At 61.6% G+C, this 19,938-nt stretch carries 24 protein-coding genes; 11 read left to right on the top strand and 13 right to left on the bottom strand.

Annotation, left to right across the window (positions count from 1 at the left end):
- Positions 1–11: 11 nt before the first annotated feature.
- Positions 12–515, bottom strand: a complete 504-nt coding sequence (gene yjgA, locus MHM84_RS04340) for a ribosome biogenesis factor YjgA (RefSeq protein WP_239262855.1) — start codon at positions 513–515, stop codon at positions 12–14.
- Positions 516–581: 66 nt separating this feature from the next.
- Here yjgA and pmbA point away from each other — a divergent pair, with 66 nt between their 5' ends.
- Positions 582–1,922 carry a metalloprotease PmbA gene (gene pmbA, locus MHM84_RS04335; RefSeq protein WP_239262853.1) on the top strand — a complete coding sequence of 447 codons (1,341 nt, stop codon included), beginning with the start codon at positions 582–584 and terminating at the stop codon, positions 1,920–1,922.
- A 69-nt stretch (positions 1,923–1,991) separates the two neighbouring features.
- Here pmbA and mgtE read toward each other — a convergent pair whose 3' ends face one another.
- From mgtE to MHM84_RS04280, 11 genes are all read right to left on the bottom strand, one after another.
- The gene (gene mgtE, locus MHM84_RS04330; protein ID WP_239262851.1) at positions 1,992–3,347 is read right to left on the bottom strand and encodes a magnesium transporter; all 1,356 of its coding nucleotides are present in this window, start codon (positions 3,345–3,347) and stop codon (positions 1,992–1,994) included.
- Between the two features lie 119 nt (positions 3,348–3,466).
- Entirely contained in the window at positions 3,467–3,736 is a 270-nt protein-coding gene (locus tag MHM84_RS04325) for an HPr family phosphocarrier protein (RefSeq protein ID WP_239262849.1), read from the bottom strand.
- Positions 3,723–4,616, bottom strand: a complete 894-nt coding sequence (gene rapZ / locus MHM84_RS04320; protein WP_239262846.1) for an RNase adapter RapZ — start codon at positions 4,614–4,616, stop codon at positions 3,723–3,725. The genes MHM84_RS04325 and rapZ overlap by 14 nt, the downstream gene beginning before the upstream one ends.
- Before the next feature lie 62 nt (positions 4,617–4,678).
- Positions 4,679–5,170 carry a PTS IIA-like nitrogen regulatory protein PtsN gene (gene ptsN, locus MHM84_RS04315; RefSeq protein ID WP_239262843.1) on the bottom strand — a complete coding sequence of 164 codons (492 nt, stop codon included), beginning with the start codon at positions 5,168–5,170 and terminating at the stop codon, positions 4,679–4,681.
- A gap of 6 nt (positions 5,171–5,176) precedes the next feature.
- Positions 5,177–5,485, bottom strand: a complete 309-nt coding sequence (gene raiA / locus MHM84_RS04310; RefSeq protein ID WP_239262840.1) for a ribosome-associated translation inhibitor RaiA — start codon at positions 5,483–5,485, stop codon at positions 5,177–5,179.
- 173 nt (positions 5,486–5,658) lie between these two features.
- Positions 5,659–7,071, bottom strand: coding sequence for an RNA polymerase factor sigma-54 (locus MHM84_RS04305; RefSeq protein ID WP_239262837.1), 1,413 nt, complete (start codon positions 7,069–7,071; stop codon positions 5,659–5,661).
- Positions 7,072–7,224: 153 nt separating this feature from the next.
- The gene (gene lptB, locus MHM84_RS04300) at positions 7,225–7,950 is read right to left on the bottom strand and encodes an LPS export ABC transporter ATP-binding protein (RefSeq protein WP_239262834.1); all 726 of its coding nucleotides are present in this window, start codon (positions 7,948–7,950) and stop codon (positions 7,225–7,227) included.
- 20 nt (positions 7,951–7,970) lie between these two features.
- Positions 7,971–8,504, bottom strand: coding sequence for a lipopolysaccharide transport periplasmic protein LptA (gene lptA, locus MHM84_RS04295; RefSeq protein ID WP_239262831.1), 534 nt, complete (start codon positions 8,502–8,504; stop codon positions 7,971–7,973).
- A 5-nt stretch (positions 8,505–8,509) separates the two neighbouring features.
- Positions 8,510–9,088 carry an LPS export ABC transporter periplasmic protein LptC gene (lptC, locus tag MHM84_RS04290; RefSeq protein ID WP_239262828.1) on the bottom strand — a complete coding sequence of 193 codons (579 nt, stop codon included), beginning with the start codon at positions 9,086–9,088 and terminating at the stop codon, positions 8,510–8,512.
- Between the two features lie 2 nt (positions 9,089–9,090).
- Positions 9,091–9,648 (bottom strand): HAD family hydrolase, encoded by a 558-nt coding sequence (locus tag MHM84_RS04285; protein WP_239262825.1) that lies wholly within the window; start codon positions 9,646–9,648, stop codon positions 9,091–9,093.
- Between the two features lie 160 nt (positions 9,649–9,808).
- Positions 9,809–10,789 (bottom strand): KpsF/GutQ family sugar-phosphate isomerase, encoded by a 981-nt coding sequence (locus tag MHM84_RS04280; RefSeq protein WP_239262822.1) that lies wholly within the window; start codon positions 10,787–10,789, stop codon positions 9,809–9,811.
- Positions 10,790–11,010: 221 nt separating this feature from the next.
- Between MHM84_RS04280 and MHM84_RS04275 the strand changes: the two genes are divergently transcribed.
- The 9 genes from MHM84_RS04275 to hisD all read left to right on the top strand — a co-directional run bounded on the left by MHM84_RS04275 (position 11,011) and on the right by hisD (position 17,777).
- Positions 11,011–11,823, top strand: coding sequence for an ATP-binding cassette domain-containing protein (locus tag MHM84_RS04275; RefSeq protein WP_239262820.1), 813 nt, complete (start codon positions 11,011–11,013; stop codon positions 11,821–11,823).
- Positions 11,820–12,608 (top strand): lipid asymmetry maintenance ABC transporter permease subunit MlaE, encoded by a 789-nt coding sequence (gene mlaE / locus MHM84_RS04270; protein ID WP_239262818.1) that lies wholly within the window; start codon positions 11,820–11,822, stop codon positions 12,606–12,608. The genes MHM84_RS04275 and mlaE overlap by 4 nt, the downstream gene beginning before the upstream one ends.
- Positions 12,605–13,069 (top strand): outer membrane lipid asymmetry maintenance protein MlaD, encoded by a 465-nt coding sequence (mlaD, locus tag MHM84_RS04265; RefSeq protein WP_239262816.1) that lies wholly within the window; start codon positions 12,605–12,607, stop codon positions 13,067–13,069. Before mlaE ends, mlaD begins: the two co-directional genes overlap by 4 nt.
- Positions 13,070–13,089: 20 nt before the next feature.
- The gene (locus MHM84_RS04260; RefSeq protein ID WP_239262814.1) at positions 13,090–13,743 is read left to right on the top strand and encodes an ABC transporter substrate-binding protein; all 654 of its coding nucleotides are present in this window, start codon (positions 13,090–13,092) and stop codon (positions 13,741–13,743) included.
- A complete protein-coding gene (locus MHM84_RS04255; protein ID WP_239262812.1) occupies positions 13,740–14,078 on the top strand; it encodes an STAS domain-containing protein in 339 nt (112 codons plus the stop codon). The genes MHM84_RS04260 and MHM84_RS04255 overlap by 4 nt, the downstream gene beginning before the upstream one ends.
- Before the next feature lie 124 nt (positions 14,079–14,202).
- Complete coding sequence (locus tag MHM84_RS04250; RefSeq protein WP_239262810.1) at positions 14,203–14,457, top strand: BolA family protein; 255 nt, start codon at positions 14,203–14,205, stop codon at positions 14,455–14,457.
- A 14-nt stretch (positions 14,458–14,471) separates the two neighbouring features.
- A complete protein-coding gene (murA, locus tag MHM84_RS04245) occupies positions 14,472–15,734 on the top strand; it encodes a UDP-N-acetylglucosamine 1-carboxyvinyltransferase (RefSeq protein ID WP_239262808.1) in 1,263 nt (420 codons plus the stop codon).
- Positions 15,735–15,771: 37 nt separating this feature from the next.
- Positions 15,772–16,428, top strand: coding sequence for an ATP phosphoribosyltransferase (gene hisG, locus MHM84_RS04240; RefSeq protein WP_239262806.1), 657 nt, complete (start codon positions 15,772–15,774; stop codon positions 16,426–16,428).
- Positions 16,429–16,451: 23 nt separating this feature from the next.
- The gene (gene hisD, locus MHM84_RS04235; RefSeq protein WP_239262803.1) at positions 16,452–17,777 is read left to right on the top strand and encodes a histidinol dehydrogenase; all 1,326 of its coding nucleotides are present in this window, start codon (positions 16,452–16,454) and stop codon (positions 17,775–17,777) included.
- Between the two features lie 58 nt (positions 17,778–17,835).
- Here the strand turns inward: hisD and MHM84_RS04230 are convergent, their stop codons facing one another.
- Complete coding sequence (locus MHM84_RS04230) at positions 17,836–19,029, bottom strand: Do family serine endopeptidase (protein WP_239262800.1); 1,194 nt, start codon at positions 19,027–19,029, stop codon at positions 17,836–17,838.
- Between the two features lie 98 nt (positions 19,030–19,127).
- Here MHM84_RS04230 and MHM84_RS04225 point away from each other — a divergent pair, with 98 nt between their 5' ends.
- On the top strand, positions 19,128–19,886 hold the full coding sequence (locus MHM84_RS04225) for a Nif3-like dinuclear metal center hexameric protein (RefSeq protein ID WP_239262798.1): 759 nt from the start codon (positions 19,128–19,130) through the stop codon (positions 19,884–19,886).
- Positions 19,887–19,938 lie beyond the last annotated feature (52 nt).

Below are 19,938 nucleotides of genomic sequence, written 5' to 3'. Positions count from 1 at the left end.
TTCTATTTGCCCTACATGCCCGCGGTATCGCGGATCAGCTTGAAGAGTTTGCGGGCGTTGGTCGGCGGCTTGCCGCGTTCGCGCTCGCTGCGGGCGTTGCGGATCAACTGACGCAGCGCCTGGCGGTCGACGTTGGGGTGATCGGCGATAAAGGGCTCGAGCGCGTCGTCGTCGTCAATCAGTCGGTCACGCCACTTCTCGAGGCGGTGGAAGGCATGGTCGCGACGCAGTTTTTCCTGCTCGAATTCATCGAAGGCGGCACGAATGCCTTCGATGTCTTCGCGACGCATGACCTTGCCGACATACTGCATGTGACGTCGCCGCCCTTCATGGGAGCGTATGCGTGACGTTTCCTCGACGGCGGCGAGCATGTCCTCGGAAAGAGGCAGTCGTGCTCGCTGGGTGTCGGGCAACGCAATGATCTTTTCACCCAGTTCCTGCAGGGCTTGCACTTCCTGCTTGCGCTGGGTCTTGCTCGGGCGACCTTCTTGGTCGGCGGGTGAATCGAATGACATGCCATTACCATCAGCATTGGGAGGTTGGCGCAGTATAACAGCCAGCCTCGCGACAAGGAGAACATCATGACTCAGGCTTTCGATGCCGCTGCACAACAGGCATTGCTGGAGTCGCGTGTCGCTGCCGCCCTGGAGCAGGCACGCAAGCTGGGTGCCGACGCCTGCGAAGTCGGGGCCAGTGTCGATCAGGGAACCGGCGTCAATGTACGCCTGGGCGAAGTGGAGACGGTCGAACTGTCACGTGACCAGGGTTTTGCCGTGACGGTCTATGTGGGCAAGCGCAAGGGCAGTGCCTCGTCATCGGATGCCGGCGAGGATTCGATACGCGCCGCGGTGGAAAAGGCCATGGCGATAGCCCGCTATACGGGAGAGGATCCTGCCTCGGGCCTGGCCGATGCCGACCTGATGGCGACCGAATTCCCGGATCTCAAGGTGCATCACCCCTGGCCGTTGTCGACCGACGAGGCCATCGAAATGGCACTGGCCTGTGAGGCCGCAGGGCGAGCCGTTTCCGGCATTACCAATTCCGATGGGGCGGGGTTGAGCAGTGGCGAGGGGGTGCGGGTCTATGGCAATAGTCATGGCTTCCTGGCCGGATTGAAAGGCAGTCGGCATTCGTTGTCGTGCATGCTGATTGCCGGTGACGAGCAGGGCATGCAGCGCGACTACGATTACAGCAGCGTGCGCAATCCGGCCTTGCTTGCCTCGCCCGAGTCGATCGGCCAGAGCGCTGCCGAGCGGACCCTGAGCCGCCTGGGTGCACGCCGTCCGGCGACCGGACGAATGCCGGTGATGTTCGCTCCCGAATTGGCCAGCGGCCTGGTCGGGCATTTTCTGAGTGCCATTGCCGGAGGCGCGCTTTATCGTGAGTCGTCCTTCCTGTGCGACAGTCTCGGCCAGCCACTGTTTCCCGACTGGTTCACGCTGATGGAAAAACCTCGGGAAATCGGCGCCATGGCAAGTGCGCCATTCGATAACGACGGTGTCTTCACGCGCGATAACGTGTATATCGAGGGTGGGCGGATCGCCAGCTATATGCTTTCGTCCTATAGCGCACGTCGTTTGGGTATGACCACCACGGGTAACGCCGGAGGGGCGCGTAACGTGCGCATCGATGCACCGCTGGTGTCACCGCAGCAACTGCTGGAGCGTATGGGGCGTGGCGTATTGGTGACCGAGCTAATGGGGCAGGGCGTCAATGGCGTGACCGGGGACTACTCGCGTGGCGCAGCGGGGTTCTGGGTCGAGAATGGCGAGATACAGTATCCGGTCGAGGAATTCACCATCGCCGGCAATCTCAACGACATGTTCGCCAGCCTGCTCGGACTCGGGGATGACATCGATACGCGCGGCAGCGTTCATACCGGGAGCTGGTTGATCGACGGGATGACCGTGGCCGGTAGCTGAGCGGAGCGAGAACGGGCCACCATGAGTATCGGGCTTGTACCGATGCTCATGATGGCTCTACGAAATCAACTAGAGATAGAGCAACGTCGCCAGACCCAGAAAGGCCATGAAACCGATGACGTCGGTGACGGTCGTCAGAATGACGCTGCCGGATAGCGCCGGGTCGATCTTGAGCTTCTTGAGGGCGACCGGCAGCAACGTGCCGCAAAAGGCGGCGATCAGCAGGTTGATGACGATCGCTGCCGCTATGATCCCGCCCAGGGCAAGGTCCTTGAACCACAGCACGGCGATGCCGGCGACCACGGCAGCCCACAACACCCCATTCAGGGCACCTACGATCAGCTCGCGGTTGAGCAACCAGCGCAGATTGGAACTTGAAACGTGGCCTAGAGCAATGCCGCGAATGAGTACGGTGAGTGCCTGGGAGCCTGCGATGCCGCCCATGCTGGCGACGATCGGCATCAGTACGGCCAAGGCCGTGACCTGCTGAATGGTTCCTTCGAACATGCCGATCACGGCGGCGGCCATGAATGCCGTGATCAGGTTGATTCCCAGCCACACGGCACGCCGTCGGCTGGTTCGCCAGGCCGGGGCGAACGTGTCCTCCTCTTCGTCGAGACCGGCGAGGCTCATCATGCGATGTTCCGCCCCCTCACGAATGACGTCGACGACGTCATCGATGGTGATGCGTCCCAATAGGTGGCCGTCTGTTCCGATCACCGGCGCGGAGATCAGGTCGAACTTCTCGAACAGGTTGGCGACGTCGGTCTCATGCAGCATGGCGGAAATGGTCGCCATATCGGTATCCATCACTTCGCGTACCAGCATCGATGGATCGGAAACCAGTAGACGATTGATGGGCAGGCTGCCGATCAGCTTGTCGCTGCGCGTCACGACCAGCAGCGTGTCGGTGGCATCGGGCAGGCGTTCGTGACGGCGTAAATAGCGCAGCACGACGTCCAGGGTGATGTCCGGCCGGATCGTCAGCGTATCCGTATTCATCAGGCCGCCGGCCGTGTCCTCGGGGTAGGACAGCACAGTCTCCAGGCGCTGACGCTCCTGGGCCTCCATTGAGGCGAGCACTTCCTGAATGACCGTGTTAGGCAGCCGTTGCAGCAGGTCGGCCAAATCGTCGACGTCGAGGCTTTCAGTCGCCGATACCAACTGCTGTGCGTCCATGCGGTAGAGGAATTCGGTCTGGACGTCTTCGCCGAGATACTGCAGCACGTCGCCTTGCAGTTCCGGCTCGATCAGCTCCCAAAGAACGTTACGCTCCTTGGGCGGTGACGATTCGAGCAGGTGAGCGACATCGACGGGCGCAAGACCGCGATTGAGCATGCGGCGAGCCGGCTCCAACGCACCACTTTCCAGCGCCTCGTTGAGCCTGGCCAGTTTGGGCTGAAGTTTTTCCGGATTCTTGCTCATGGCGCTCGGCGTCCTCTGTCGACCCGCAGTAGGCGCGTATTCTACCATGGTCGAAGCGCTTGACGAGGAAAAGCGAACGGTGTTCGCTAAACGCTGGCGCTATGTTTCAGCAGCCGAGTTCAGGCGTCTTCGTCAAAGCGCGCCTCGAACAGGGCCTCGAGGGCATCCAGGACAGCGTCGGCGTCGGGGCCTTCGGCCTGTAGCTTGAGGACGCTGCCACAGGGTGCCGCCAGCATGAGCAGGGCCATGATATTGGCAGCGTCGGCTGCGCGCTCCTGATGATTGACGACGACGTTGGCATCGAAGGGTTGGCAGCACTGAACCAGTTTGGTCGCCGCGCGGGCATGCAGCCCCCGCTGATTGACCAGGATCAGCTCACGCTGGGGCATCGGCATCGTCCTCCACGGCTGTATGGATCCCTAACTCCCGATGGCGCAGACGCACCCGATAGTGGGAGGAAAAGTGACGTGCCAGGTATTCGGCGAGATAGACCGAACGGTGCTGCCCGCCGGTGCAGCCGATCGCGACTGTCAGATAACTGCGGTTACTGGCCAGATAGGCCGGAAGCCAACGTTCCAGCCAGTCGCGAATGTCATTGGCCAATGCGGTGACATCGGGGTAATCCTCGAGGAACTCGATGATTTCGCTGTCGCGTCCGTTGAACTTGCGCAGGCGCGGATCCCAGTAGGGATTGGGCAAGCAGCGTGCATCGAAGACCGTATCGGCATCCAGGGGTACGCCGCGCTTGAAGCCGAACGATTCGAACGTCAGCATCAGCTGGCCGCTGGAATAGTTCGCGACCTGCTCGGCGATGCGCCCACGCAGGTCATGTACCGATAGCTGCGAGGTGTCGATGACAAGATCGGCGATGTCGTGTATGCGAGAGAGGGCGGTCTCCTCGGACTCGATCGCCTCTGCCAGGGTCATCTCGCTGTCGCGGGTCAGCGGATGACGTCGGCGCGTGGCCGAATAGCGCTCCAATAGCACTTTGACATCGGCGGTGAGATAAACCACCTGGCACTGAATGCCTCGGGCGCGTATGACTTCGAGCAGGGACGGGAAGCGCTTGAGGGCGGCCGGCAGGTTACGGACGTCGATACTCACTGCAATGCTGGTACGCTTGGCCTCGTCCTGTTGCAGTTCATCGATCAGGGCGTCGAGCAACATGGCTGGCAGGTTGTCGATAGCGTAGAACCCCAGGTCCTCGAGCGCCTGGAGGGCAATCGACTTTCCCGAGCCGGAGCGACCACTGATGATGACGAGCTGCATGAGCGCGGCTCCCTCCTGGTGTGATGGATAAATGGACTAGGGCTGTAGCGGCAAGCTCCGTGTCAGGAAGCTTGACCGCCCTGATCGCTTGAACCGAGGCGCTGAATGGCCTGGATGAGCACGTCGTACAGTTGCCGTTGACTTTCGCTACGGCGCAACTGGGCCCGGGTTTCGGTATCGTTCATTACGCTGGCAACCTGCGCCAGCAAGGCCAGATGCGTCTCGTCAGCAGCTTCGGGAACCAGCAGTACGAACACCAGATCCACCGGCTCGCCATCGACGGCATCGAAGTCGATGGGTTCCTGAAGCTTGAGGAATCCGGCCACGGGCGCCTTGCAGTGGGCATCCCTGGCATGCGGAATGGCCACGCCATTGCCGATGCCGGTGCTACCCAGACGCTCGCGCCCGATCAGGCGGCTGAATACTTCCTGGCTATCCAGGCTGGGTGTGTTTTGAGCGATAAAGGTACTGAAAAATTCCAGTACGCGTTTCTTGCTTCCCCCGGGCACCGCATAAAGGATGCGCTCGGGGGGCAGGATGGATTCCAGATTCATGGGAAGTCAGCGGGCATCGGCGCCTTGGGCGCGTGCCTGAGCTTTTTCCTTATGTTTCACGAGTTGACGATCGAGCTTGTCGGCGAGTGCATCGATGGCGGCGTACATGTCGCCATCCTGAGCCACGGCATGCAAGTCGGCACCGGCGGCATGCAGTGTACAGGCAGCCTGGTGGCGTTCCTTCTCGATCGAGAGCGTTACCTGAACGTTGGTAATGTTATCGTAGTGACGCTCCAAGCGGGCAAGCTTCTCGTTCACGTAGTCACGCAATGCGTCGGTCAGTTCGACATGATGACCGGTGATATTGACTTGCATGTCACGCTCCTGTTCCTGCGGTTGGCAACTCGATTGTAACCCTTTTTGAAGCGTAGCAAACCCCCGGTAAAACACTCGACTCGGATCGAGAATAAGACGTTGGGTCGAGTCTGATGGGGAAACGAGGGGGGGACACGTCCGTGTGTGCCGTCTTGGTGTCGCCGTGTCGCCGGTCAGGCCAAGCGTTTGCGCTCGCTGGAAGAGGGAATGCCGAGTGCTTCGCGATACTTCGCCACGGTGCGACGAGCGACCTTGATGCCGTCGGCGGCGAGCAGGTCGACGAGTTTGCTGTCCGAAAGCGGTTTGCGCGGCGACTCCTCGCCGATGAGCTTCTTGAGCTTGGCGCGGATTGCCGTGCTGGAGTGAGCGTCGCCTTCGCCACCGCCGACCTGGCTGGAGAAAAAGTACTTCAGCTCGAAGACGCCGCGTGGCGTGTGGATGAACTTCTGCGTGGTGACCCGCGAGATGGTCGACTCATGCATGTCCACTACCTGGGCGATGTCGGCCAGGATCAGCGGTTTCATGGCTTCCTCGCCTCGCTCGAGAAAATCCAGCTGGCGCGCCATGATCTCGCGCCCCACCTTGAGCAGCGTGTCGTTACGACTGGACAGACTCTTGATCAGCCAGCGCGCTTCCTGCAAGTGCTGCTTCATGAAAGTGTTGTCGTCGCTCTTGTCGGCACGCCGAATCAGGGCGGCGTAATCCGGTTGGATGCGCAGGCGCGGCATGGCTTCCGGGTTCAGCTCGATGCGCCATCCCTCGCGGCTGTGGCGAGCCAGCAGATCGGGAATGACGTAGTCGCTGCTGCTGTCGTCGAAGGCTTGGCCAGGCCGCGGATCGAGACTACGAATCAGGGCGATGACGCTATCCAGTTGCTCATCGTCGAGGCGTAGGCGCCGCTTGAGCAACTTGCGATCGTCACCGGCCAGAGCTTCTAGAAACTGGCGGACCAGCCGCTTGGCCTGGGGCAGTAGAGGCGTCTCGTCGGGTAGAGCGCCGAGCTGTAGCAGCAGGCACTCGCGCAGGTCGCGGGCACATGCACCGGTGGGGTCGAATTGCTGGATTTGCACGAGTACCTGTTCGACATCGACGGTCTTCAGTCCTGTCATTCCCTGTTCGCGCAGGCCTTCGGTCAGGGTGTCGAGGTCGACGTCTAGGTAGCCGGATGGGCTGACAGCATCGATCAGGCTTTCGGCGATGATCCGGCTGCGCTCGGGCAAGTCGATCATGTTCAACTGCCACAAGAGGTGACCCTGGAGGCTGACTCCTGCGGCATTGCGTTCGAAATCGGGGCCTTCTTCGCTGCCACCGCTGCCGACGACATCTTGGTAAGTGTCCGACCAATCGCTGTCGGTGGCGAGATCATCGGGAATGTCGCTGGCCCAGTCATCCTCGGCCGGCTCGCTGACAGCCGTTTCGCCAAAGTCCTCTTCTAGCTCCAGCATGGGATTGGAGTCCAAGGCCTGCTGAATCTCCTGGCGCAGGTCCAGGGTCGACAACTGCAGGAGTTGGATTGCCTGCTGCAACTGTGGCGTCATGGTCAGCTGAGTGCCGACGCGAAGCTGCAACGTAGGTTTCATTGCCATAGTGGAAACGGATTCGTTGCCAGGTTGTGCCCGACACGGTATCCCTGGCAGCGCCAGCTTGCAAGCGTAAAAGCAATATCCATGCCACGAAAAGAAGGAGTGCCTCCATACGCAGGCTTGGGGCTGCCCGGGGCAATCTGCGCCATGCGATGGTCAGAGGCGAAATTCGTCGCCAAGGTAGACCTGACGTACCTTCTGGCTGGCCAGGATGGCCTCGGCATTACCTTCTGCGATGATCTGGCCGTCACCGACGATATAGGCGTTATCGCAGATATCGAGCGTCTCGCGGACGTTGTGGTCAGTAATCAGTATGCCGATGCCACGCGCACGCAGCTGGCGGATGATGCTTTTTATTTCGCCCACCGAGATGGGATCGACCCCGGCGAAGGGTTCGTCGAGCAGGATGAATGCCGGATCGGTGGCCAGCGAGCGGGCGATTTCGACGCGTCGACGCTCACCGCCGGACAGGCTCATCCCCAGATTGTCGCGGATATGGGTGACGTGAAATTCCTCGAGCAAGCGTTCCAGTTGCGCATGGCGTTGGGCCTTGTCGAGCTCCTTGCGCGTCTCGAGAATTGCCAGGATATTGTCGGCCACCGACAGCTTGCGAAAGATCGAGGCTTCCTGAGGCAAGTAGCCGATGCCGGCACGCGCACGCAGGTGCATGGCAGCGTGGGTCAGGTCCTGTTCGTCGATGCTGACGGTACCGGCATCCGCCCGTACCAGGCCGACGATCATGTAGAAAGAGGTCGTCTTGCCGGCGCCGTTGGGACCGAGCAGACCCACGATACTGCCCTGACCAATGGTAAGGCTGATGTCCTTGACCACACGTCGGTTCTTGTAGCTCTTGGCCAGGTGTCTAGCTGACAAGGTTTTCATCGGTTCGCGACTCCTGTCCGTCACTGGGCGCTCTGAGGTGTCAGCGTCATGCGTACGCGTTCGCGCTCACCGCCGCCGGTCTCGGAGCGGGCCTGTACCTGGCGACGGTCCAGGAAATACTCGACATAGGCGCCACGGAAGGTGTCGCCACCCTGGTGCAGTTCCGCCTGATCGATGAGTTCCACGCGACGCTGATCGGCATGATAGATAACGGTGCGCCCCCATCCCCGGACGATCGGGTCGTCGGGAGCAGGCTTCTGCTCGAGATAGGCGCGCTCGCTTTCGCCGATGGCGGTCACGAGAGAAACCTCTCCCTGGTCGTTGCGTTCGATCTCGACCCGGTCCGCCGTCAGTTTCATGCTGCCCTGCTGCATTTCCACGTCGCCAATATAAACCGCAGTGCCCGCCCGGTTGTCGAGTTCGAGGCGATCCGCGACGATTTCTATCGGCGCGCTGGCATCGCTTTCCAACGCGTTGGCAACGGAACTGACAAGACCCAGCAGGGTTAGGCCGAGCCCGGCGATGGCTGCTTTGGCGGGCAATGCAAGCGTCATGATCCTCATTCCTCGTTTATCGGGGGGTGAAAGCCGCGTACGTTGTCGGTCAGGCGCATGCGGCCTTCGTCGATCCAGGCATCGAAGCGTTCACCGCGCACCCGCTGTTCGTATTGGCGCAACAGCGCCTCGCTTTCGCTCCAGGCATGGCTGGTGACATTGTCGTAGACCAACGTCTCGGTGTTGAGTCGCCAGCCCTCATCGGGCGCTTCCAGTTGGGCGTCGCCGCGCAGGGTCAAAGGGTTGCCGCCAGCGCCCAAGGTGCCCGTTTCGCCGCGTGCGAACCAGATCCGGCCCTCCTCGTCGAAGATCCGGATACGTGGGGACTCGGCGCGCGTTACATCATCTACGGGGGTATGCACGAGGCGCGGGGTGTCCAGGCGTTGATAAGCTTGTCCCCGGGCATCGAAACGCGTCATGCGTGCCCCTTCCAGGTAAAAGTCCGGTTCGCCCGCGGCGTCATGCGGGACCGGTCCCGGCAGGGAGACGTCACGTTGCTCGATGATGGCGAGTACCCCACCGAGAGCAAGCAACAGCAGGACCAGCCACACTCTGGCGGAAGGTTTACGCAGTCGCCAAGCCATGGTCAGTGCTGCCCGTACAGGAAGGTATCAAGAACGGAGGCCCAGTGTCCTTGCATCTGTAGCAAGCCGTCGCAGACCTCACGAACGGCGCCATCGCCACCGCGGCGTGTCGTGACCCATGCAGCATGTTCACGGATGTAGGTGGGTGCGTTGGGAACGCTGATCCCGAGTCCGACCTGGCGGATGGATGGCAGGTCGGGGAAATCGTCACCGCAATAGGCGACTTGGAAAAAATCCATGCCGAGTTGCGCCAGCAAGCCTTTCAGAACCTCGAGCTTATCGTCCCGGCCCTGGATGACGTGCTCGATACCCAAGGCGGCCGCCCGCTGGCTGACCATGGGTGACTCGCGCCCGGTGATGATCGCTACCTTGACGCCGGAGCGTTGCAGCAGCTTGATGCCAAGGCCGTCTTGGGTATTGAAGGCCTTGAGTTCCTGACCATCGGCCTGGAAATAGAGCTGACCATCGGTCATGACGCCATCGACATCCAGGACGAGCAGGCGAATGTGGCGCGCCCGTTCGATCAGGCCGGGACTGTTAAGGCGTGGGTCGAGTACCATGGCTTGCTCTCCTTAATAGGCTATCCGTGGTGGCCCAACGAGCGTGGCAGGCTCCCGCGCCGCTGGCAAAACTCGCTGGGGGCGCAAAAGTTTACCTGTTGTCGCCTGGCATTGTGAGGGAAGGCGGGCAATCCTGTCGGTAGCTAGGCCGTCAAGTGTCTCATATGACACCGCTGGTAAGCAGATCGTGCATATGCAATGCGCCGACTGGATGATCGTCGTCATCGACCACCGCCAGGGCTGTGATGCGATTGTCCTCCATGATCTTCACCGCCTCGGCGGCCAACATGCCGGGACGAACCCGCTTGCCGCCGCGAGTCATCACGTCATCGACCCGCAGGCGGCGCAGGTCACTATAATGGTCCAGGGTGCGGCGCAGATCGCCATCGGTATAGACGCCTGCCAGCCGATTGGCATCGTCGACGACACAGGTGAATCCTAACCCTTGGCGAGTGATCTCCAGCAGTGCGTCGCGCAACGGACTGCCGAGCGGGACGCTGGGCAGGCGGTCCCCGCCATGCATGAGATCCTCGACCTTGAGCAACAGGCGTCGTCCCAGACTGCCGCCGGGATGCGACAAGGCAAATTCTTCGGCGGTGAATCCACGCGCCTCGAGCAGGGCAACGGCCAGCGCGTCGCCGAGCGCCAGAGCGGCAGTCGTCGACGAGGTCGGGGCCAGATCCAGCGGGCATGCCTCACGCGCCACGCCAGCATCGAGATGCGCCTCGGCATGTTTTGCCAGGGTCGAGCCCGGGCGTCCGGTCATGCTCACCAACGGCGTGCCCATGCGCTTCAATAGGGGGAGTAGGGCGGTGACTTCACTGGTCTCGCCCGAATTGGACAGTGCGAGCACGACATCCCTGGGCGTGATCATGCCGAGATCGCCGTGACTGGCTTCGCCGGGATGCACGAAAAACGCCGGGGTGCCGGTGCTTGCCAAGGTGGCGGCGATCTTGCGAGCGATGTGCCCCGACTTGCCCATGCCGGTGACCACGACACGCCCCTGGCATGCCAGCATCAGCCGGCAGGCATCATCGAAGTCCTCGGAGAGCTTGGCTGCGAGCGCGGCGACGGCCTGCTGTTCCAGGTCCAGGGTGCGTCGAGCGCTGGCGCGAAAAGCGAAGTCGGCATTGACTGTCATGGCGAAATGGTTGCCCCTTAGGCCTCAAGGCTACAGCGAAACGGAGGCGGCCGGCGCAGTGTGTAGCCCGAAGCACCTGCACGCCAGTCGTATCGGTATCGGTGAGGCGCCATTAAACGCATTGCACGGGATGCATGCAAGCCGCACCCGTACGCTATTGTGGCGATGTCAGGTCCAGTTAGGATACGATGTTCGATAATTTTTCATGACGGATCCTGGGCATGAGTGATGCGATGCTCGTCGAGCTGGAAGGCGTACGCTTTTCACGTGGCGAGAAGGAAATATTCCAGGGCGTCGATCTACGCGTGCCGCGTGGCAAGATCACGGCCATCATGGGGCCGAGCGGCACCGGCAAGACGACGCTGCTCAAGCTGATCGGCGGCCAGTTGGCTCCCGACTCGGGGAGTGTGCGTATCGCTGGACAGGACGTGCATCGCCTGCCGCGGCGCGAGCTGTTCCGGCTACGCCGGCGTATGGGCATGCTGTTTCAAAGTGGCGCGCTGTTTTCCGATCTCGATGTATTCGAAAATGTCGCGTTTCCCTTGCGTGTGCATACCGATCTGCCCGAGGCGATGGTTCGCGACGTGGTGTTGATGAAGCTCGAAGCGGTCGGTCTGCGCGGTGCGCGACACTTGATGCCCGCCGAGCTGTCAGGCGGTATGCTGCGACGTGTGGCGTTGGCGCGGGCCGTAGCGCTCGATCCCGAGCTTATCCTGTATGACGAGCCTTTTGTCGGTCAGGATCCCATTTCGATGGGGGTGCTGGTGCAATTGATCCGCAAGGTCAATCAGGCCCTTGGACTGACCGCCATCGTGGTTTCCCACGACATCAAGGAGACGCTGTCGATCGCCGATTATGTGTATGTGATATCGGATGGGCAGGTCATGGCTCATGGTACCCCCGCATCGCTCGATGTCGACCGGGATCCCCGGGTCAGCCAGTTCATCCATGGCGAGCCGGATGGCCCGGTGCCTTTCCATTACCCGGCGCCAGACTATTTCAGCGATATCCTGGCCGAGAGGACAGGGTCATGAGCTTGGTGCAACGCATCGCTGCACTGGGACGGGGTACGCTCGAGCTACTCGGGTCCCTTGGGCGGGCCGGGGTGTTCCTGCTGCAATCGAGTCTCGGCATTCCCTCGCGTGAGGGATGGTACCTTTGGCTACGGCAGATGCACTTCGTGGGTGTCATGTCACTGGCGATCGTCCTCGTCTCGGGGGTGTTCATCGGCATGGTGCTTAGCCTGCAGGGCTATACCATCCTGGTGGATTTCGGCGCCGAAGAGGCGCTGGGACAGATGGTTGCTCTGTCGCTGCTTAGAGAGTTGGCGCCGGTGGTCGCCGCGTTATTGTTCGCGGGGCGGGCGGGGTCGGCATTGACGGCCGAAATCGGCCTGATGAAGGCCACCGAGCAGCTGTCCAGTATGGAGATGATCGGGGTCGATCCGTTGCGCCGGATAATTGCGCCCAGGCTGTGGGCGGGCTTCGTGTCGCTGCCTCTGCTGACGGTGGGGTTCAGCGTGGTGGGGATCTGGGGAGGTTACCTGGTCGGCGTGGAGTGGCTGGGTGTCTTCGAAGGGGCCTACTGGAGCGGGATGCAAGGCAGCGTGGGATTCTTTGACGATGTCGGCAACGGCTTGGTCAAGAGCCTGGTGTTTGCCCTCGTCGTGACCTGGATCGCGGTCTTCCAGGGCTATGATCTGGTTCCCACGTCCGAAGGGATTTCCCGCGCAACCACACGCACGGTGGTGTATTCCTCGCTGGCCGTACTCGGTCTGGATTTCGTGCTGACGACGCTGATGTTTGGAGAGCTTGGATGAAGCGCAGCAAGATGATGGAGTTTGGGGTCGGCCTGTTCATGCTGGCAGGCATCCTGGGGCTGGTGTTTCTCGGGCTGCGTGTCAGCGGGCTGGGTAGCGGAATCAGCGGGGATACCTTCACCCTGTACGCCGATTTCGCCAACATTGGCGGCCTGAAACCGCGGTCTAAGGTGACGCTGGCAGGTGTGCAGGTCGGCCAGGTCGCCGATGTCGAGCTGGATCGGGAGTGGTTCGAAGCACGCGTCACGCTGAAGCTGGATGCCGATCTGGAGGGACAGTTGCCGCGCGACACCACGGCCGCCATCCTGACCTCGGGCCTGCTCGGTGAACAGTACCTCGGTTTGTCGGTGGGAGGGGACCCGGATACCCTGGTCGATGGCGATACGATTCGGGATACCCAGCAGGCATTGGTGCTTGAAGAACTGATTCAGCAGTTCGTGTCCAACATGGTGAGAGAGTGAACCGTTTTTCAGGAGTTCTTATGAACGAGTGGATGGCCGTTGCGAAGCGTATCCCGGTGCTCCTTCTGGCGCTGTGCCTGGGGTTGTTTGCCACACAGGCATCGGCCCAGGCCCCCGAGCAGGTGATTCGCGATAGCATCAATCAATTGATGGGGCAGATCGAGGGGCGCAGGGATTACTTTGCCCAACATCCCGATGAGCTCAAGACACTTGTCGACGAAAGTCTCGAGGGAGTGGCGGACTTTCGCTACATCGGTGCCAGTGTGATGGGGCGCTATTTCCGCAATGCCACGCCCGAGCAGCGTTCACGCTTTGCCGAGGTGTTTCGCCAAACGCTGATCGATACCTACGCCAAAGGGCTGGTGACGTTCGATTATCGCGATCTGCGCGTATTGGAGGGCACCGGATCGCGCTATGAGGGCCAGACCAGCGTAGACATGGAGGTCGTTGCCACGAACGGTCAGGTCTATCCGGTCAGTTACAGCCTGCGCCAGAGCGACGATGGCCAATGGAAAGTCGTCAATGTCATCGTCAATGGCATCAACCTCGGGCTGACGTTCCGCAATCAGTTCGATCAGGCAATGCGCGACAACAACCGCGATTACGATAAGGTCATCGGCGGTTGGGCGCCTGAAGTGGGCACCGAGGAGCTGGAGCAGGGCCGCGGGGCATGACCAGCCTGTTGCAAGGCGCGGCACGCCTCGAGGTGAACGCGAATGTTCTGGTCGCCAGTGGCGAGGCCGGTTTCGACATGGCAGCCGCGCTTGCCGAGAAGGGTTGTGGGTGGCTCATGCAGCAGCCCCAGGGGAGCGAGGTCGTTTTCGATCTGAGCGGCGTCGATCAGGCCAGTAGTGCGGCGTTGAGCGTCATGCTCGAATGGCTGCGCTGTGCCCATCGGCGTCAACTGTCGGTAGTGGAGGTTCGCCTGTCTGCGCCGTTGTCCCGTCTTACCGCCATGGCCGGGCTCGAGCAGCTATTGCCCGAAGTGCATGCCGAAACCTCTCTTTGAGGCATCGGCATCGCCATCGTCCGCGCTTTTCATTACCATGGGCGCATCGTGAGCCATTCTTGGGCGCATCCCGGTATCTGTCCGGTGCTGCGTACCAGACTATCAATAGGAGCCACTGCAACCCATGCAACCCAATGACGTCAAGGCGCTGCTCGAATCCCGCATCGAGGGCTGCGATTTTCATATTCAGGGCGAGGGCTGCAATTTTCAGGTCATCGCTGTCGGCGATGTTTTCCAGGGGCTTGGTCCCGTCAAGCGCCAGCAGCTGATCTATGCGGCGCTGTCCGAGGAAATCGCCAGCGGTGCACTGCATGCAGTCAGCATCAAGACCTATACCCCGGCGCAGTGGCAGCAGGCGCCCGAAAATACCCAGGCCTGAGCACAACGGATCCAATGGACAAGCTGATCATCACCGGCAACGGCCCCCTCGACGGCGAGGTCTGGGCCAGTGGGGCCAAGAATTCCGCCTTGCCAATCCTCGCCGCGACGCTGCTGGCCGATGAACCCGTCACGATCGGTAACCTGCCGCATCTTCAGGACATCACCACCACGCTGGAATTGCTGGGACGCATGGGCGTCGAGCCGGTCATGGGCGAGAAAATGACCATCCAGCTCGATGGTTCCCAGGTACATGACTGTCATGCGCCTTACGACCTGGTCAAGAAGATGCGCGCTTCGATCCTGGTGCTGGGACCGTTGCTGGCGCATTTCGGCACGGCCGATGTCTCGTTGCCGGGCGGTTGCGCCATCGGCACCCGTCCGGTCGACCTGCATATTCGCGGTCTCGAAGCCATGGGTGCCCAGATCCATGTCGAAGGTGGCTACATTCGTGCGCGTGTCGATGGCCGCCTCAAGGGGGCGACCATCATCTTCGATACGGTGACCGTGACCGGGACCGAAAATCTGCTGATGGCGGCGACCCTGGCCGATGGAACCACCGTACTCGAGAACGCGGCACGTGAACCCGAGGTGGTCGACCTGGCCGAATGCCTGATCGCCATGGGGGCCAACATCCGTGGCCACGGTACCGATACCATCACCGTCGAAGGTGTCAAACGCCTGCATGGCTGTTACTACGACGTCATGCCCGATCGTATCGAGACCGGTACGTTCCTGGTGGCTGCCGCGGCGACGGGCGGGCGTGTGCGCGTACGCAACACCCGGGCCGACATCCTCGAAGCCGTGCTGGCCAAGCTGCAGGAAGCCGGTGCGTATGTCACCGCTGGTGAAGGCTGGATCGAGCTCGACATGCAGGGGCGCCGACCCAAGGCGGTAAACCTGCGAACGGCGCCGTACCCGGCGTTCCCCACCGACATGCAAGCGCAATTCGTGGCCTTGAATGCGGTGGCCGAGGGGACTGGGCGTGTGGTGGAGACGATCTTCGAGAACCGTTTCATGCACGTTCAGGAACTCAAGCGCATGGGAGCCGACATTGCGCTCGAGGGCAATACGGCGTTGGTGACAGGCGTGAATCGGCTGTCCGGCGCGCCGGTCATGGCGACTGACTTGCGAGCGTCGGCGAGTCTGGTGATCGCCGCGATGGTGGCCGAGGGCGAGACGATGGTCGACCGCATTTACCATATCGATCGCGGTTATGAGTGCATCGAGGAAAAACTGCAATTGTTGGGTGCTCGCATCCGCCGCGTGCCGGGTTGATGCCGTCATCGCGTTAGTCATCAATTAGCGACCTACTATGAGCAAGCAACTGATTCTGGCCCTCTCCAAGGGTCGCATCCTGAAGGAAACCCTGCCGCTGCTGGCCGATGCCGGCATCGAGCCTATCGAGGATTTGGACAAGAGCCGCAAGCTCCTGTTCGATACCAACCTCGAGGACGTGAAACTGGTAGTGATTCGGGCCGTCGATGTGCCGACTTACGTACAACTCGGCGCCGCCGACCTCGGCATTGCCGGCAAGGACGTGTTGCTCGAACATGGCGCCGAAGGTCTCTACGAGCCGCTTGACCTCGAGATTGCCCGCTGCCGTCTGATGACAGCCGGCATCGTGGGGGCAAGGCCGGCACACGCCCGTCGGCGTGTGGCGACCAAGTTCGTCAACGTGGCGCGTCGCTACTATGCCGAACAGGGAATCCAGGCAGAAGTCATCAAGCTCTACGGTGCCATGGAGCTTGCGCCATTAATGAACTTGGCTGACGAGATCGTCGATATCGTCGATACCGGCAATACCTTGCGCGCCAATGGCATGGAACCGCGCGAGCTGATCGAAGACGTCAGTACCCGCTTGGTGGTCAACAAGGCCGCCATGACCATGAAACACGAGCGGCTCAAGCCACTGATCGAGCGCTTGCGCGATGCCGTCGCCACGCGCCGAGCCGACATTGCCGCTTCCTGATCGAGACGATGAGACACATCACCATGGCCGAGACACCTGCACGCCAGATCACGGTAGCCAGACTATCCACCGCCGATGCCGAGTTCGATGCCTCGCTCGAGGCCTTGTTGGCCTGGGAAGGGGTTTCCGATACCCAGGTGCAGCAGCGGGTGGACGAGCTCCTGCACGCCGTCAGAACGCGAGGGGATGCGGCGTTGGTCGAGGCCTCGAACCGCTTCGATCGTCTTTGCGTCAGCTCCATGGCGGAATTGACGCTGGGCAACGCGCGGTTGCGTCAGGCCTATGACGGTCTGCCTGCAGAACAGCGCGATGCATTGGCTGTGGCGGCCGAGCGTATCCGGGTCTATCACGAACATCAGAAACCCGAGTCGTGGCAATATACAGAGGCCGACGGTACGGTGCTGGGTCAGAAGGTGACGCCGCTCGACCGCGCCGGCATCTATGTCCCAGGTGGCAAGGCAGCGTATCCTTCATCGGTATTGATGAATGCGATTCCTGCCCATGTAGCCGGCGTTCGCGAGATCGTCATGGTAGTTCCCACGCCCGACGGCGTACTCAACGAGCTGGTTCTCGCCGCCGCCTATCTGGCCGGGGTCGACCATGTCTTCACCATCGGTGGTGCCCAGGCCGTGGCGGCCCTGGCTTACGGCACCGAAAGCGTGCCGCGAGTCGACAAGATCGTCGGGCCGGGCAACATTTATGTGGCTACTGCCAAGCGTGCCGTCTTCGGACAGGTGGGTATCGATATGATCGCCGGGCCGTCCGAGATCCTGGTGCTTTCCGATGGCGGTACCGACCCCGAGTGGCTGGCCATGGATCTCTTCTCCCAGGCCGAGCACGACGAGGATGCCCAGGCGATCCTCGTGAGTTGGGATGCCGAGCACATTTCCGCCGTCGAGTCGGCCATCGAACGGCTGCTGCCGACCATGGAGCGTGAGCCGATCATTCGCGCCTCGCTCGAGAAGCGTGGCGCACTGATTGCCTGCGCTGACCGTGAGGAAGCCATCGCCCTGGCTAACCGCATCGCACCGGAACATCTGGAGCTTTCCGTCGAGGATCCCGAGTCGCTCTTGCCAGGAATTCGTCATGCGGGAGCGATCTTCATGGGACGGTATACCGCCGAGGTGCTGGGCGATTACTGTGCCGGGCCGAACCATGTCCTGCCGACGTCGGGCACGGCACGCTTCTCGTCGCCTCTGGGGGTCTACGATTTCCAGAAACGCTCGTCGATCATCCATTGCTCGCCCGCTGGGGCGACGACCCTGGGACGTACTGCCTCCGTGCTGGCGCGCGGCGAGTCGCTGACTGCGCATGCCCGTTCCGCAGAGAATCGCATCCGCAACGATTGATTGCCAGGCTAGACTGCTACGGGCCCATGCCGCCATTGGCGGCATGGGCCTTGTTATTTCAGGTTGGCGACGGAAGGGGGCGTTCGCCGGCCACGATCTCGATTTCGAGGGTATCGCCGTTGCGTACCACCTTGAGCGGCAAACGTGTCCCGGGCTCGATTTCGGCGATGTCGGCCATGGCGACGCGTGGGTCGAGTATGGGTTTGCCATCGATGGCCAGCAGAACGTCCCCCGGACGCAAGCCCGCCTGTTGGGCGGGGCCGTTCTGCACCACGTTGGATACGATGACGCCCTGGGCCGCATTGAGTCCGAATGAGGCTGCCAGACCCGAGGTGATCTCCTGGACTTCCAGCCCCAGCCAGCCGCGTACCACGCGGCCACGCGCTATGAGTTCGTCGAGAATCTCGCGTGCCAGGTTGACGGGAATCGCGAAACCGATACCCTGCGATCCGCCCGAGCGCGAGAAGATTGCCGTATTGATGCCGACCAGAGCGCCTTCGGCATTGATCAATGCCCCGCCTGAATTGCCAGGGTTGATCGCAGCGTCGGTCTGAATGAAATCTTCGTAGGCGGACAGGCCGAGATGGTTGCGACCGGTGGCACTGATGATGCCCATGGTCACGGTCTGGCCCACGCCGAAGGGGTTGCCGATGGCCAAGCTGATATCGCCCACCGCGACGCTCTCCGAGTTTCCGAGTGCGATGGCGGGGAGTGCGTCGAGATCGATCTTGAGTACCGCCAAGTCGCTTTCCGGGTCGGTGCCGATGACTTCGGCAAGGGTTTCGCGGCCATCGCGCAAGGCCACCTGGATCTGGTCTGCACCATTGATGACGTGATGGTTGGTCAGGACATAGCCCTCGTCGCTGACGATGACTCCTGAACCCAGGCTGGAAAGCATCCGCTGGCGCCTGGGCATTTCCTCGCCGAAGAATTGACGGAAAAAGGGGTCCGACATCAAGGGGTGTTGTTCGCGTTCGACGACGCGCGACGAGTAGACGTTGACCACGGCCGGGGCCGCCTTGTTTACGGCGGCCGCATAGCTGACCGGACCGCTGGAGCGTGACAGGGGGGCGGCCTCGCGCAGGTCGGGGGTCGGGTGCGACTCGCCATTGGTCTCGTGCTGGAGGTAATCGGCGACCCGACTGATCGGTTGTGAGGAGCTTAGCCACTGAGGAAACAGGTTGAGCAGCAGCACGGCCACGAGTACGCCGCTGAGAACGGGCCAGAAAAGCGGCTTCAGGTAGCGACGCATGAATGCGTTCCTTGTCGATAGGGGGCGATGGATCTGAGGCCAGGCGTTACAATGACCGGCATTGTATCACCGCAGCCCAACGACTGTCCGGAGGACTCATGATATCCCGCGATCGCCTGGTGGACGCCTGCCATGAGCTGTTGAAAGCCGATGCCTTCAAGGACTACACCCTCAACGGTCTGCAGGTCGCCGGCAAGGAATCCGTCGGCAAGGTAATGACCGGGGTGACCGCCTGCCAGGCACTGCTCGACGAGGCCGTTGCCTGGGGCGCCGATCTGGTGCTGGTGCATCACGGCTATTTCTGGAAGAACGAGCCGGTGGCGATCACCGGCATGAAGCGGCGACGGCTCGGTACGCTAATGACCCACGATATCAATCTGCTTGCCTACCACCTGCCGCTGGATGCCCATGCGACGCTGGGCAACAATGCCAGGCTCGCGGCGGAGCTGGACTTCGCTGTCGAGGGGTGCGCCGACGGTGAGCTGGGAACTGGGCTGGTCTGGCTGGGGACGCCTCGCGCACCCATGGACGGCGCCGCGCTAGGGCGCCACCTTGCGCAGCGTTTGCAGCGCAACCCCACGATCATTGCAGGACATGACCGTCCCATCGAGCGCATCGCCTGGTGTACCGGGGGTGCCCAGGACATGATCATGCAGGCTTGTGAAGCCGGGGCGGATGCCTTCATCTCGGGCGAGATTTCAGAGCGTACGACGCATCTGGCCAGGGAAATGGGAATCAGCTACTACGCGGCGGGGCATCATGCGACCGAGCGTTACGGCGTCCAGGCGTTGGGAGAATGGCTAGCCGCTGAGCTTGGCATCGAGCATTGCTTCGTGGATATCGACAACCCCGCGTGAAGCCATCATGCGTTTTGAGGTGTTGCGTCCGCGGCGATGCCAATCGTTGCGG

Origin of the sequence: Halomonas sp. McH1-25 (genome assembly GCF_022348165.1) — a bacterium.
Lineage (GTDB): Bacteria > Pseudomonadota > Gammaproteobacteria > Pseudomonadales > Halomonadaceae > Modicisalibacter.
The sequence above is the reverse complement of the archived record's forward strand: the minus strand, read 5'-3'. Positions and strand labels throughout refer to the sequence as shown.